Origin of the sequence: Rhodococcus sp. OAS809, assembly GCF_040546695.1 — a bacterium.
In the GTDB taxonomy this organism is placed as follows: Bacteria; Actinomycetota; Actinomycetes; order Mycobacteriales; family Mycobacteriaceae; genus Rhodococcus_F; species Rhodococcus_F qingshengii.
In genome coordinates this window covers 4974501-4988257 of the sequence record NZ_JBEPOI010000002.1, presented here as the reverse complement: position 1 = coordinate 4988257, position 13757 = coordinate 4974501, and the positions used below count along the sequence as shown (strand labels likewise).

Here is a 13757-nt window from a genome sequence, read left to right as displayed (position 1 = left end):
TCTACTGGAAAACGTTGCTTTGTTGGTGCTGGTCGACTGCGTTCGAGGAGAACCATGACCAAGCTGGACACAACTGACGCAGAACGGAACGACAGCGGAGCCGTGAAGCGCCTTCGCGTGCCGATCTTCACCGTGATCGCCCTTGCGATCTTCGCCTTCGTCGCAGGCGGATTCGGCGGTTCTTTCCAGGGCAAACTCGCCGAGGTTCAAAAGAACGACAACGCCTCGTACCTCCCGAGTTCCGCCGAATCGACAATCGTCAGCAACCAATCCGCGAACTTCCTCGCAGTCGAGACGATCCCTGGATTTGTTCTGTTCCATAGAGATTCGGCCCTCACCGAGGCGGACAAATCTGCAATCAACTCGGCCTACGGCGCCATTGCCGGCATCTCCGGGGTAGACGCCGACGGTATGCAGCCCACTCAGTACTCCGCCGACGGCACAACTGCGTCGATCTTCGTGCCACTCGTCGCCAAGGACGGAGACACATCCGTGGCAGGCGATGTCCTGGCGACCACCGAGCAGAACGTCATCGACGCAGCAAAACAAGCAGCTGGTGATGTCGAGGTACTCCCAGCCGGGCCAGGTGGGCTACTCGTTGCGTTCATCGACGCCTTTGCCGGTCTGGACGGAGCGCTCCTTGGCGCGGCACTCCTGGTCGTGATCCTCATCCTGCTTGTCGTGTACCGATCGCCGGTGTTGTGGTTCTTCCCGCTGTTCTCCGCGCTCCTCGCCATCGGTTTGTCGTCGATGGTGATCTATTTTCTCGCGAAAGCCGAATTACTCACTCTGACCGGACAGTCTCAAGGCATCCTTTTCGTGTTGGTGATCGGTGCCGGTACCGACTACGCCCTACTCTTGATCTCTCGCTATCGCGAAGAATTGCACACGTATCCCAACCGCTTCGACGCGATGATCAAGGCCTGGCGCGAGTCTGCGCCGGCCATCACCGCTTCGGCTGTCACCGTGATTCTCGGTCTGCTTTGCCTGACGTTCTCTCAACTCAACTCCAACAAGAGCCTCGGACCCGTCGCCGCCATCGGGATCGCCTGCACCTATCTGGTGATGATGACGTTCATGCCGGTCGCTCTGGCCGCCACCGGACGGTGGGTCTTCTGGCCGCGCAAGCCCAAGGTCGATCACGCCGCAGACCTTACGACGCACGGGATGTGGGGCAAGATCGCCGAGGCCGTCGGTAGCAAGGACCGCCCACTGTGGATCGGCGCCACAGTGTTGTTGATCATCCTGTTCGCGGCCGGGATCGGCAGTCTCAAAACCGATGGCCTGACATCCACCGAAAGCTTCACCAATCGTCCCGACGCCGTTGTCGGACAAGAACTCTACGACTCGAAGTTCGATCCCGGAGCCGGCGCACCGGCCGTGATCACCGCAAACGCCGACCAGGCCGACGCCGTCATCAAAGCAGCCAGCGGCGTCGAAGGTATCTCGCAGGATCCCGGAGCCGTCTGCACCCAGGTGGACGTCGCGAAGGTCAGCGATTTGATCAAGACCAACCCCGCTGCCGTCGCACAAGCCGCCGCTGCGGGTTGCGCCCCTGCGGCTTTCACCGTTGCACCGATCGACGGCCGAACCATGATCAATGCAACCCTCGCCGACTCCTACGATTCGCCGGAGGCACTCGAAACTGTCAAGCGACTGCGGACTGCCGTCCACGACGTGCCCGGCGCCGACGCGCTCGTCGGCGGCAGCACGGCCACCACCCTTGATGTCCAGGCGGCCTCGGTCCGCGACAGAAACCTGATCATCCCGATCGTGCTGGTGGTGATCTTCCTGGTTCTGGCCGCTTTGCTCCGTGCTCTGCTGATCCCGGTGATTCTCATTGTCACCGTGGTGCTTTCATTCGCGGCGACCCTCGGTGTGAGCGGATTCTTCTTCACACACGTATTCGGGTTCGCCGGGGCGGATCAATCGTTCCCGCTGTTCGCCTTCGTCTTCCTCGTCGCGCTGGGTATCGACTACAACATCTTCCTGATGACCAGAGTCCGGGAGGAGACCGGAGAATTCGGCACCCGCGCAGGTGTACTGCGCGGTCTTGCGGTGACGGGCGGTGTGATCACGTCAGCCGGAATCGTCTTGGCCGCAACATTTGCCGTACTGGGCATCCTGCCACTGGTCTTCCTCGCCGAGATCGGATTTGCCGTGGCCTTCGGCGTGCTGCTCGATACGATCATCGTGCGCAGCGTCCTGGTGCCGGCACTCTCTCACGACATCGGGAAACGTATTTGGTGGCCGTCCGAACTGGCGCGCGCGAAAGACTGACCGACTACAGAAACGCTTCCTTGGTCCACAGATGAAAGAGCGCGTAGGCTCGCCAGGGTCGCCAGCGCTCGGACAACGCTGCGGCTTCTTTGGCCGTCGAGACCCCCAGCGCACGTTTCAACACCAGATCATCGGGCACGAATGCGTCGCGATCACCGAGAATCCGGACGGTGAGATAGTCAGCGGTCCACGGTCCGATCCCCTTTAGCGCCAACAGCTCTCGCCGAAATTGGACAGGATCCGCATTCCAGGAGAGGTCGAGGCCGTTCGCTGCCGCAGTTGCCAGCGTGTGCACTGTTCTTGCGCGCGCTGTGGTCAATCCGACGGCTTTCTGTATGCCCTCGGTTGATTGCGCTGCAACCACGTCCGGATCAGGGAAGGCAAGAAAATCCCCTTGCACCGGTACCCCGAATGCGCTGACAAAACGACCACCGAACGTCCTCGCCGCGCCGAGCGAAACCTGTTGTCCCAGAACAGTGAGCACTGCGGTCTCGAACCCGTCCACCGAACCGAGCACACGCAATCCTGGACGGGCGGCAACAAGTGGGGCCAACAACTCATCACTACCGAACGCCGCTTCGACAGCAGTGTGATCGGCGTCGAGGTCGAGCCAACGGCGCACGATCACCTCCAGCACTGCGGAATCCGTTACCGGCACATCGGAATCCACGACGACACCGTCGTCGGTCCACGACACCGACACGACAACGGGTCCGGAAGGCAACGGTACGACTCTGGTGTGAACACCGTCGTCGTGACGCTCGAGGCCTGCGACGCAGTGAGCCCGCAGGGCACCGGTGAGCGGTTCGACTGCATAGGGCGCCTGAAAGCGCAGCGTCACTGCGCTCACCGGCCGGCTTCCAGATCCAGCAGAATCGCTTTCAGTTCGGGGCCACCCGCGTACTGCCCGAGGCTGCCGTCGCTGCGCACCACCCGGTGACACGGGACCACCAACGGCAGCGGGTTCTTTGCACATGCGGTCCCTACGGCACGCACCGCACGTGGGCTTCCCGACGCTGCCGCGACCACCGAATAGCTTGCAGTGTGGCCGTATTCGATCTCGGGAAGATGACGCAACACTTCGCGTCGAAACCCTTTCGCGAGTTGGAAATCCAAGCGCAGATCGAATTCTCGACGCGCACCGGCAAAGTACTCGTCCAACTCGCGAGCGACAGTGTCCAGCCTGCGCGGGTAATGAAGCACACGAGGGCTGACGGTGTCCGCCAATCGTTCCAGAACGAGGTCGTGCCCTTCGACGGCAAAGGCAACCCGCACCAGGCCGACATCAGTTGCCGCCAGCAGCAGCTTTCCGACCGGCGAATCGACGGTTCGATATGCCACGTCGATCAATTCGGCTTCGGACGCCTGCGCAGCCAGGCGCGCCCGTAGGCGGATCATGGCGTCGGCGTCAACGGCTGGAAGTGCCTCGAACACATCGTTACTCATGAGTGACTCCCTTCCGCAGCGGTAGCGGACAAGTAGGTTCTTCGTAGGGTGGCGATACCGTCCGCACCCGCGCGTCTGGCGGCTGCCGGCGTGTTGCCGAGGATGTCCGCGATCTCTGCGTACGGCAGCCCACACAGAAAGTGATAGGCGACCGCCGCACGTTGTTTGAGTGGTAGTTGTTCGAGTGCGTCCCAGAGTTCGTGATCCCACGTGCCCGGCACGCCGATTCGCGTCGGCAACTCCGGAACGTCGTCTGTCGGCACGGCCACGCGGGCACGCACTCGGGTGATGTCGATCGCCTTGCGGTGCGCGATGGTGACCAGCCAGGCTTCGATGTTCGCGTCCGGGTTCAGATCCGGGTATGCCCGCATCGCCGCGATGAACGTCTCGGACCACGCGTCCTCGGCGTCGACGGGCCCGACCACCGCGCGGCAGACACGGAGGACCACTGCACCGTATTCGGTCACGACGTCTTCGAACGGTTTGAGTGTCACGACCGGTAGACGTTCCCGATCACCGAATTGTGAGCCGAGCGCATCAGAAGAGGACATCCGATTCGCCGCCGTGCTCGCGGTCGAGCAGGAACCGCTTACGTTCGAGGCCGCCGGCGAAACCGGTCAGACTTCCGTCGCTACCGACCACGCGATGACAGGGAACGATGATGCTGATCGGATTCTTGCCGTTTGCCGCGGCGGCAGCACGGATCGCAAGCGGGTTACCCAAAGTTTGCGCGAGCTCCATGTAGGTCCAGGTTTCGCCGTACGGGATCGTTCGCAAGGTGTCCCACACCCGCTTCTGGAACTCGGTACCCACGGGCGCCAGCGGCACGGAGAACTCCGTGCGATCACCCTCGAAGTACTCGGTGAGCTGCGATTCGACTTCACCGAAGACCGCCGAGGAACGATCACCGAACGTGGACTCGTCCGGCTTGTGGCGATGCTCCGCCATGTACAGACCGCAGAGGTCGTCACCTGCTGCTACCAGCGTCAACGCTCCGATCGGCGAGTCGATCACAGTGTGCGTACGGATAGCCGTCATGTCTCGATCCTTCCAGGTTGCGCGGTGCGGCAGGCAGCGGGTGAATTGATTGTCCGCGCCGGCACCGACACCTCGAAGACGCCGCGGGCCTCGTGAATGTGAGATTTACCTGTACTTTGACGTCACATCAGGCAGTATCGAGGGATGGCTCTAGTTTTGCCCGGCAGCTCCACCGTCGTCCGCTCCGTCGGCGACGTGGTGCACTGGTCCCTGTCCACGGTCGCTTTTGCGGTCACCCTGCCCACTCGACTCGAGGCGCTCCTCTTCTCGGTCGAGAGGTTGGTGGCGCGCATCAACCAGATCGCCGACAACGCCGACCGCGTCGTCATCGGAGCTGCCGCCGTGACCGTTCGCGCTGAGACACTGGTCGAGGCCGTCGAGCAGACGTCGGACATCGCGGGACAACTCCTCGAGATCTACGAGCCCATCGCCCTACAGCTCGCGCCGCTGGCCGCCAGGTTCGCCGACGACCTTTCCGAGGCAGAGGTCAGCGCCGCGATCAAGCTGATCGACCAACTACCGGAGCTCACCGACCGGGTGGCCGCGGTGTTGCCCATCCTCGGAACCTTGGACTCCGTCTCGCCCGAGATCCACGAACTCCTCGGAGTGGTCAAGGACCTGCGGCAGGCGATCGTCGGGGTGCCTGGCTTTCACTTCTTTCGCAAGCGGGGCGAAGCCAAGCTGGATTGAAATTTCAGGCGGAGTAGCCGTTGGTCCCGGCCCGCGCCATGACGACCTTCGGAACGACCGCTCGAGACGAGAGCTTGAGCAGACCGTCCACCAACTCCACGATGTCGTCGACCTTGATCATGGTGTCCGGTGTGATCCGATCGTGTGTCCATGCCGACATGTCGGTGTCGACGTAACCGGGAGCGATGGCCGTCGCACTGACGCCGTTTCCGGATTCCTCGGCGTTGAGTGCCTCGACCATCGAAATCAGCGCAGCTTTGGTGGCTCCGTAGACGGCCAGGCCGCTCTCGGCATACACACCGGCCATCGAGGCGAGAGCGATCACCTTTGCTCCGCCGGCGAGGTCCGCGTCCGCCGCTGTACGCAGGAGCGGCAGCGACGCTTGCAATAGCGCGAACGGTGTCCGGAGATTGACGGCAACGGTCTTGTCGAAACGTCGCATCGGGTAATCCGCCACTCGCCCACTGGTTCCCACTCCGGCGTTGAGGACGAGAGCCCTCATGGAGCCGAATCGCTCACTGTGTGTGGCGACGAGTGCTGCGGCGAAGTTCTCGTCCGCCATGTCGCCGGCCGAGACGACGACGTCCGGCGATCCGGCGCGGGTAAGTTCTTCGGCGACAACGGCGAGCCGCTCGGTATCACGCGCCGTGATGGTCAGCCCGTACCCTTGCGAAGCCAAGCGTGTTGCGATGCCGAGCCCGATTCCCTTGGAGGCGCCGGTGACCAGTGCTGATCGAGTCATTCGAATTTCCCTTGCAGTGCGTTGAGTCCGGCCGAGATCAGTTCCGGCACAGAAGATCCAGCCTTGTCGAATCCCCCGCCGACGGTGGCTCCTGCTCGGAATCGGTGATCGATGCCCTGCGCCACGACGGCGAGTTTGAAGAACCCGAGCGCCATGTAGAAGTTCCAATGCGCCAGTTCACGACCCGAAACGGACGAATACCGTTGCGCCAGATCGACAACGGACGGTAGCGACGGGCTCGTCCACGCAGCAGGCTCACCCAGAACCAGATCCAGCGCGGGATGCCGATAGACGCACATCATCGCGATGTCCGCCAGCGGATCTCCCAGCGTCGACAGTTCCCAGTCCACCACTGCGGCAACCTTGGTGACGTCGTTCGCCGCGAGAATCGTGTTGTCGATCCGGTAGTCGCCGTGCACGATCGACGAGGCTGATTCCGCCGGAATCAATTCCGCGAGGCTCGACGCCAACCTGTCCACGTCGGCCGAGTCCTCGGTCTTGACGCGTGACCATTGACCGGCCCACAACTTCACCTGGCGGGCTACGTAACCGTCTGGTCTGCCGAGTTCGCCGAGACCCACTGCGGTGTAGTCGACGTCGTGCAGTGCAGCGAGAACACGCACCAACTCGTCGGTGCACTGCGTGACCTGCGCTGCCGGAACAGCTTCCAACTCGGTTTTGGTCCGGATCACTTGACCGGTGACGAACTCGACCACCGTGAACGACGCACCCATCACCGAGGCGTCCTCGCACAGCACGAGGGTCGGCGCGACCGGCACGGCGGTGTTCTGCAACGCCGAGGTGATTCGGAACTCGCGCGCAACATCGTGCGCCGACGGCGTGAGGCCGGCCGTGGGTGGACGACGGAGAATCCACTTCGAGTTGTCGTCGAAGATACCGTAGGTGAGATTGGATTTGCCGCCTGAAATCAGTTCGGCTCGCAACTCACCGCTCACCTCGACGCCAGCGGCTTGCAGATACTTGTGGAGCGCCGCGAGATCGAGTCCTGGAAAGTCCGTCACTTCGACTCCTCCCGAGCAGCGCGCTTCGCAGCTCCGACAACACGTTTCGCAATTGCCCAGCGATGAACCTCGGACGGGCCGTCGTAGACGCGGAAGGGACGCACTTCGCGGGACAAGCGTGCCAGCGGCAGATCGCCGGACACGCCCATTCCGCCACACATCTGAATGGAGCGGTCCACGATCCGGAAGATCGCCTCGGCAGCGTAGGTCTTGGCGATGGACGTCGCGTTGCTCGCGTGCCCGCCCTGATCGAGTTCGAAGCAGGCCTGCACCAGGAGTGCGCGGCTGGCTGCGATGTCGATCTCGTTGTCGGCGACCATCTTCTGGATCATTCCGAGATCACCGAGTTTCGAGCCGAAGCCTTCTCGTTCGGCAACTCTGGCCACGGCGACGTCGTGGCCGCGGCGCGCTGCACCGAGCCAGCGCATCACGTGCGTCATGCGGGCGGGACCGAGGCGAACCTGCGCGTAGGCGAAACCTTGATCGACCTCACCGAGAACGGCCTCGTCGGGTACGAAGAGATCCTCGAACGTGACCTCGCAGTGCCCACCGATCATGGCCTTGTCGAGGGTGTCGATGTGTCGACCCACTACCAGGCCGGGAGTGTCCGTCGGCGCCAAGAACATGGTCGCTCCGCCGCGCTGCCCGGGCTCGCCGGACGTGCGCGCCATGATGATGAAGAACCCGGCGCCGGCGGCGCCGGTGATGAACCATTTCTTACCGTTGATCTTCCAGCCACCGGGGACTTTTTCGGCGCGGGTGTTCAAAGCCGAGGGATCGGATCCCGCTCCGGGCGCGGGTTCGGTCATGGCGAATGCCGACCGCATGTCCCCGCTTGCGAGCGGCGCGAGGAACTGCTGCTTCTGTGCTTCGTTCGCCACGTGGGCCAGCATGTGAACGTTGCCCTCGTCCGGCGCCGCGATGTTGAGCGCCGTCGGCCCGAAGAGGGAGTAGCCGGCTTCCTCGAAGACCGGCGCGCGATCACTCATGTTGAGTCCGTGTCCGCCGTACTCGATCGGCGCATGCGGGGCGAAGACACCGGCTTCTTTTGCTGCCGACTGCATCTCGATGCGGATTGCATCGCCACCCGCTACAGCGATGTCACCGGCGTGTTCGTCTTCGATGGGGAGCACTACGTTGCGCGTGAAGTCGCGCGTCTTCTCGATCAGCGCCACCACCTCGGGCGCGTACGTCAGATCGATTGCCACCAGCCACCTCCGAAAGAACATCCCGACCGAGCGATCGCTCGGTATCAGCACTCTCGCACACGCCGACGCGTCGGGTCAACAATCCTCGAGCATTGCCTCGCCCTGATCGAGCCGGCCGGCAACCACCATGTCGCGGTACAGATCGTCCTTGTCCATGAGCTCGTCATGGTTGCCGATGTTGCGGATCCGACCGTCTTCCATGACCACGATCCAGTCGGCGTCACGCACCGTCGAGAGCCGGTGAGCGATAGTCACCACGGCCCCGGTGCGCGCACGTTCGTTGATCGCGTCGACAATCGCGGCTTCGGTGAGCGTGTCGACCTGGGCAGTGGCTTCGTCGAGCAGAAGCAAAGCACTCGGCCGCAGAACTGCGCGCGCCATCGCGATCCGCTGACGTTGGCCGCCCGACAGCGAAGTGGCCGTCAGAGCGGTGTCGAGTCCGTTGGGCAGGGCCTCGATCGCGTCGTCGAGCCGGAGCAAGCGCAGAACGGCCTGGACTTCTTCGTCCGTCGCATCGGGATGGCTGAAGACGACGTTCTCCCGAATCGTTCCGGGCACCACCGGTGTCTCCTGCTCCACGTATGCGAGACTCTCGCGCACAGCGCGGTGATCGAGCGCGTCGTAACCGACTCCATGCAGGAGAACCTCACCCGATCGCGGTTCGACAAATCGCAGCACGGTCGAGAGCAAGGTCGTCTTTCCTGCACCCGACGGGCCGACGATGGCCATGTGCCCACGCGTCGGAATGACCAGCGAGACATCGCGCAACGCCGGCTGGTTCGATCCGTGGTAGCTCACGGTGACGTCGCGCAACTCGATCAGCGGCGCGGCAGCGTTGGTTTTCGCGACCACGTCCACGACCTCGTCGTACTGCTCGGTGGGCAACGACTGCATCTCGCGAATCCGGATAGCTGCCGCGATTCCCGACTGAACGGAGGTCACGTTCTGCGCAAGCTCCGACACCGGCCCCATCAGGGTGAAGGCGTAGAGCAGAAACGCGATTAGCGTCGAGACTGCCATTTCGCCGTCGGCGACTCGCCAGGCACCAAAGCCGAGGATGGCAATGATCGATCCTTGAATGGCGGTCCACGCGACAGTCCACGCGGTTGCCGACACTCGAACTGCCGTGATCGCATGCTTTTTCGCATCGGACGCATTGTTCGTCACCAGAGCGCCGACGCGATCCTCGGCGAGGGAAACTTTGACCGTCCGGATCGCACGCAAGCCACCCTCGAGTACGCCGCCGAGCTGACCGAGCGATTCCTGGGTTCGCGCTTCGGCTGCGGAAATCCGAGGCATCAGAACGGCAAAGAGTATGGAGGCGAACACGATTGCCACCATGGTGACGCCCAACAACGGCAGATCCAGTACGCCCATCAGAACAATCGTTCCGATGGTCAACGCGGCTGCGTTCAGAATATTCACCGCGGCCGACGACGCAGCCTCCCGCAGCAGCAAGGTGTCAGACGTGACCCGGGTGACCAATTCACCCACGGATCGCGATTGCAGCGAAGGTACGGTCGCCGCCAGGAATCGCTTCACCAGCGACGACCTGGCGTCGAAGACAACCTTCTCGGCGGCGGTTCCGAGAACGATCCACTGAGCACAACCGAGCACGGCACCGACGATCAGAAGGACGACGAGCGTGAGGATAGGTCCTTTCAGCGACGCACCGGTATCGAGGGTGTCGAGAACCCACTTGGTGACCATGGGCGTTGCCAGCGTCGCCGCGGAGCCGCACAGCGCCAGTACCAATCCGAGAAGGAGCGACGGCAGATGCGGTCGAGCGAACTCCGAGAGGACGCGGAGATTGCTCCATTTCGGTGCGGGCTGAGAAGCGTCGGATTCAAGCATGAATTTATGGAACACGAATGTTCCATAAAGGGCAAGAGAAATTCCGATTCGGAAACACTGGATACCGAAACCGGACACGGCTACGCTTCGGATTCGTGACAACGATCCACAGCGCACCAGAACAAAGCGCGACCCGCGAGCGCACACGGAAGGCCATCCTCGATGCTGCCGTTTCGGTGTTCGCATCCAAGCCTGCTGCGACCCTCAGCGAGATCGCTTCGGCCGCAAAGGTCGGCCGGACCACTTTGCACCGCTACTTTCCCGAACGGTCAGACCTGGTCGACGCAGTCGCGGCCGAGGCCACCCGCGCCGTCGGAGAGGCAGCAGCAGCAGCTCGACTCGGCGAGGGTACCGGAGCCGAAGCACTGGTTCGCCTGTGCCATGAATACTTCGAACTGGCCGACCTCTTGACGGTCCTGTTCTTCACTCCCGGTGTGTATCAAGAAGATTCGTTTGCCGAGTCCGCGTCGAACGACGACTCAGTCACCGATGCCATCGAGCGCGGACACTCCGACGGTTCCATCGACCCCGACATGGGTTCGGACTGGGTGCAGAACCTGCTGTGGTCACTGCTCTACACGTCGATGGACTACGTGAACCGCGGTTCCGGGACGCGCCTACAAGCCTTGGATCTGACGGTTCGCAGCCTCCGCCGCGGAATCGCCCCCGATCCCGCGGTCTAGGTTGTCGGCTGCTTGAACAGCGGCACGCCGTTTGGTCACGCCTAGTTTGCGGTAGATCGAGCGAATGTGAGTCTTCACAGTGGGATAGGCGATGCCGAGGTGCGCAGCGATCTCGTCTGCAGTCATCGTAGTTCGCAGAAAAGTGAGGATCTCTTTCTCACGTTCCGTCAGGACTCCGGCGAGTTTGGCAGAGAGCTGGCCCCGTTTTTCCAGAATCGTGCGCAGGAGCTCCTGGTGTCTCGACCCCTGTGTTGCGTGCGCGTTCAACAGATCGACGATTACCGGATCGCCGCTCAGAAATGGGGCGAGAATCCGCTCGGGGATTGCTTCCGCCAGCGCACGATCCAACTGCTCGTGCGCCTGCGGTCCACGCCCGGCGACGGAGCTCAGGGCGGCAGACGTGACAAGGGTGCTCACCAGCGCATATCGCGGCAGCGCGGCCGAGGTTGCCAAGCGAAGCGCTTGAGCCGACGGTTCCGGATCCCCCATGACTCGGTAGAGCTCCGCGAGAAGCGCGTGAGCGACCGCAGCACCTGTTCTGGTCAGCGTGGGCATTGCGATGCGGCGAGCTTGCTCGTCCTGTCCTTGAGCGTGGGCGAGCCAGGCCGTGGTGACGCGCCGCAGCGTATCCCAAGGAATGCCGTGCTTGTCCGCAGTGCTCACGCCTCGCAGCAGACGAGCGGCGTTGTGGTACCGGTCTTCCCGGTTCAGAGCGATCAGGCTCATCACCAGGTACAGACGGGCGAGCGCCTCGAAATTGGTTCCGGGGCTGCCCTCCTCGATGATCGAATCGAACTGAGCGATCGCCTCCTCGAAGTCGCCACGCCAGTAAGCGATGCACCCCCGATTCGACTGTGGGAGCCCACCTTCGAAGCGTTCCCAATCGGACGCCACCTCTCGCGCAGGAAGGCCGTCGAGGATCTGTTCGGCTTCCGTGAATGCTCCCGCGTGGGTCAGCGCAAAGGCCAAGTTGGACTGTGCAAGACGCAATGTCTCCGTGCGCGACTGCAACTGCGCCTCGTCGCCGGCGGAGCGAAGTAGCGCGATGGCACGAGGAAGGTCACGACGAAGCCTGACCTCGGTCCATCCGAGGAGGAAAAGCGCGGACGGGTAATCGTCCTCGGGCTCGCACTGGGCGAGCGCGTGACGCGCGCGATCGGCGATCACGGCCTTGGTCGAGGTGTCCGGAGCGAGCAGCAGGTCGGTGAAGCAGACGACAAAATCGTCGGACGCCGCCCGCAGACCCTGCCCGCGGAGAAACTCAGCGCCGTACGGATCACCGCTGAGATCGCGGCAGCACGCTCGTATCAGCAGGATGTGCGGATCGTGGGGATCGGGATGAGCAAGGCAGAGCTGCTCGAGTTCCCTGGTGTGAGATTCGAGAATCAAACGAAGCCAGTTTTTCCGCAGGACTCGTCGAGCCTGCTCCGCCTCACCAGAGGCGAGTGCGTCACGCACGGCTTCGATCATGTGTCGAAGATACTCGAGACGTTCGATGTCCGTGGAAATCCGGTCTCATCCGCTTCGGATTAGGCCGCGATCGAAGCCCGCCGATACCGGTGAGAATTGCCGGAATCAACCGAAATGCGTGAGTCAGCGGAATACCGTGTGCGCAGGCCTTACACGAAACGGATAAGACACATGAGCTTCTGGGAAAGCCTCGGCTGGATGCTGTGGGCGACCGTCTTCATCGGATATCTCTTCGCGCTGTTCGCGATCATCGCCGACCTGTTCCGCGACCACAAGCTGAACGGCTGGTTGAAGGCCGTTTGGGTGTTCTTCCTGCTCTTCCTACCGATCCTGACCGCCCTCGTCTATCTCGTCGCCCGCGGCGAAGGGATGACGGAACGCAGCAACAAGGCCGCACGCGACGCCGAGAAGGCCGCCGAATCGTATATCCGCGAGGTCGCGGGGAAGAGCCCCAGCGAGGAGATCGCCGCAGCCGCAGCACTGCTCGAAGCCGGAGCGATCAGCGAGGACGAGTTCGCCGCACTCAAGCTGAAGGTCCTCTCGTGAGTGCCGCGCGTTTCGGCCCCGTCGACTTCTACCTTCTCGGCCTGCCTGGGCAGAGCCTCGACCCGGCCGCGCTCTCCGCACTGACCGACCTTACGGATACCGGCCTGGTGCGGCTGCTCGATCTGATCGTCATCTCCAAGTCCGAGGACGATGAACTCACCCTCATCGAAGTCGAGGAGTTGCCGAACGGCTTCGAGATCAACGTCGAGATGCTCGGCGCGTCCGGTCTGCTCGGGCATGAGGACATCACCGAACTCGCGGCAGCCATTCCCACCGGCGCTGCAGCGCTGCTGGTCGCGCTCGAGCTGGTCTATCAGCGCGAACTCGCCGCCCGCACCGCTGCGTCAGGCGCGGTGCTACTGGGTTACGAGCGGATACCCGCACCCGTCGTCAATGCCCTCATGGACACGATCATCCCGAAATTGGAGGTCTGACATGCCGTACATCCCGAGACGAGGCCGCCCCGGACTGCTGGGCCTCGCCGCCCGAACCGCGGTCGTCACCGGTACCGCGACCGCCGTCAGCGACGGTATGGCCACCCGCCGGCAAAGGAGAGCTCAGGCCGACTACGAGCAGGCGCAGTACGAATTCGCCCAGCAGCATGCCGCACTCCCGATGCCCACACCCGCACCCGCGGCCCCGGTCGATCTCGTCGCCGAGTTGCAGAAACTCGGCGACCTCAAATCACAAGGCCTGCTGAGTGACGCCGAGTTCCAAGCCGCGAAAGCACGACTGCTGGGCTGATTCACCCCGACGGGCCATGGATTACCGCGCCCGC

Annotated in this window: 15 protein-coding genes; 6 read left to right on the top strand and 9 right to left on the bottom strand. The window is 63.0% G+C overall.

Annotated features, from left to right (window positions below):
- Positions 1–54 precede the first annotated feature (54 nt).
- The gene (locus ABIE52_RS26320; RefSeq protein ID WP_192712192.1) at positions 55–2280 is read left to right on the top strand and encodes an MMPL family transporter; all 2226 of its coding nucleotides are present in this window, start codon (positions 55–57) and stop codon (positions 2278–2280) included.
- A gap of 4 nt (positions 2281–2284) precedes the next feature.
- Here the strand turns inward: ABIE52_RS26320 and ABIE52_RS26315 are convergent, their stop codons facing one another.
- Genes ABIE52_RS26315 through ABIE52_RS26300 form a run of 4 tightly spaced genes read right to left on the bottom strand, consistent with a single transcriptional unit; the run spans position 2285 to position 4764 of the window.
- A complete protein-coding gene (locus ABIE52_RS26315; protein ID WP_192712191.1) occupies positions 2285–3130 on the bottom strand; it encodes a DNA-3-methyladenine glycosylase family protein in 846 nt (281 codons plus the stop codon).
- On the bottom strand, positions 3127–3726 hold the full coding sequence (locus ABIE52_RS26310) for a methylated-DNA--[protein]-cysteine S-methyltransferase (protein WP_007729599.1): 600 nt from the start codon (positions 3724–3726) through the stop codon (positions 3127–3129). Before ABIE52_RS26310 ends, ABIE52_RS26315 begins: the two co-directional genes overlap by 4 nt.
- Positions 3723–4277, bottom strand: a complete 555-nt coding sequence (locus tag ABIE52_RS26305) for an RNA polymerase sigma factor (protein ID WP_228401353.1) — start codon at positions 4275–4277, stop codon at positions 3723–3725. Before ABIE52_RS26305 ends, ABIE52_RS26310 begins: the two co-directional genes overlap by 4 nt.
- Positions 4264–4764, bottom strand: a complete 501-nt coding sequence (locus ABIE52_RS26300; protein WP_003940613.1) for a methylated-DNA--[protein]-cysteine S-methyltransferase — start codon at positions 4762–4764, stop codon at positions 4264–4266. The genes ABIE52_RS26305 and ABIE52_RS26300 overlap by 14 nt, the downstream gene beginning before the upstream one ends.
- A gap of 144 nt (positions 4765–4908) precedes the next feature.
- Here ABIE52_RS26300 and ABIE52_RS26295 point away from each other — a divergent pair, with 144 nt between their 5' ends.
- Complete coding sequence (locus ABIE52_RS26295; protein WP_007729604.1) at positions 4909–5454, top strand: hypothetical protein; 546 nt, start codon at positions 4909–4911, stop codon at positions 5452–5454.
- Between the two features lie 4 nt (positions 5455–5458).
- On the opposite strand, the gene ABIE52_RS26290 is transcribed toward ABIE52_RS26295, so the two are convergent.
- The 4 genes from ABIE52_RS26290 to ABIE52_RS26275 form a co-directional block, all read right to left on the bottom strand.
- The gene (locus ABIE52_RS26290; protein ID WP_192712190.1) at positions 5459–6196 is read right to left on the bottom strand and encodes an SDR family NAD(P)-dependent oxidoreductase; all 738 of its coding nucleotides are present in this window, start codon (positions 6194–6196) and stop codon (positions 5459–5461) included.
- Entirely contained in the window at positions 6193–7218 is a 1026-nt protein-coding gene (locus tag ABIE52_RS26285; RefSeq protein ID WP_192712189.1) for a phosphotransferase family protein, read from the bottom strand. The genes ABIE52_RS26290 and ABIE52_RS26285 overlap by 4 nt, the downstream gene beginning before the upstream one ends.
- Complete coding sequence (locus ABIE52_RS26280) at positions 7215–8426, bottom strand: acyl-CoA dehydrogenase family protein (protein ID WP_192712188.1); 1212 nt, start codon at positions 8424–8426, stop codon at positions 7215–7217. Before ABIE52_RS26280 ends, ABIE52_RS26285 begins: the two co-directional genes overlap by 4 nt.
- A gap of 75 nt (positions 8427–8501) precedes the next feature.
- Positions 8502–10280 carry an ABC transporter ATP-binding protein gene (locus ABIE52_RS26275; protein ID WP_007729612.1) on the bottom strand — a complete coding sequence of 593 codons (1779 nt, stop codon included), beginning with the start codon at positions 10278–10280 and terminating at the stop codon, positions 8502–8504.
- A 95-nt stretch (positions 10281–10375) separates the two neighbouring features.
- Here ABIE52_RS26275 and ABIE52_RS26270 point away from each other — a divergent pair, with 95 nt between their 5' ends.
- Entirely contained in the window at positions 10376–10963 is a 588-nt protein-coding gene (locus ABIE52_RS26270) for a TetR/AcrR family transcriptional regulator (RefSeq protein WP_030537226.1), read from the top strand.
- Here ABIE52_RS26270 and ABIE52_RS26265 read toward each other — a convergent pair.
- On the bottom strand, positions 10898–12433 hold the full coding sequence (locus tag ABIE52_RS26265) for a helix-turn-helix transcriptional regulator (protein WP_007729618.1): 1536 nt from the start codon (positions 12431–12433) through the stop codon (positions 10898–10900). The two genes, ABIE52_RS26270 and ABIE52_RS26265, sit on opposite strands and share 66 nt — an antisense overlap.
- Positions 12434–12604: 171 nt before the next feature.
- Between ABIE52_RS26265 and ABIE52_RS26260 the strand changes: the two genes are divergently transcribed.
- The 3 genes from ABIE52_RS26260 to ABIE52_RS26250 are packed head-to-tail and all read left to right on the top strand — an operon-like array spanning position 12605 to position 13723.
- Positions 12605–12979 (top strand): PLDc N-terminal domain-containing protein, encoded by a 375-nt coding sequence (locus tag ABIE52_RS26260; RefSeq protein ID WP_007729621.1) that lies wholly within the window; start codon positions 12605–12607, stop codon positions 12977–12979.
- Positions 12976–13413, top strand: a complete 438-nt coding sequence (locus ABIE52_RS26255) for a DUF6325 family protein (RefSeq protein ID WP_007729624.1) — start codon at positions 12976–12978, stop codon at positions 13411–13413. Before ABIE52_RS26260 ends, ABIE52_RS26255 begins: the two co-directional genes overlap by 4 nt.
- 1 nt (position 13414) lies before the next feature.
- Complete coding sequence (locus ABIE52_RS26250) at positions 13415–13723, top strand: SHOCT domain-containing protein (protein ID WP_007729626.1); 309 nt, start codon at positions 13415–13417, stop codon at positions 13721–13723.
- The last annotated feature ends 34 nt before the right edge of the window (positions 13724–13757 follow it).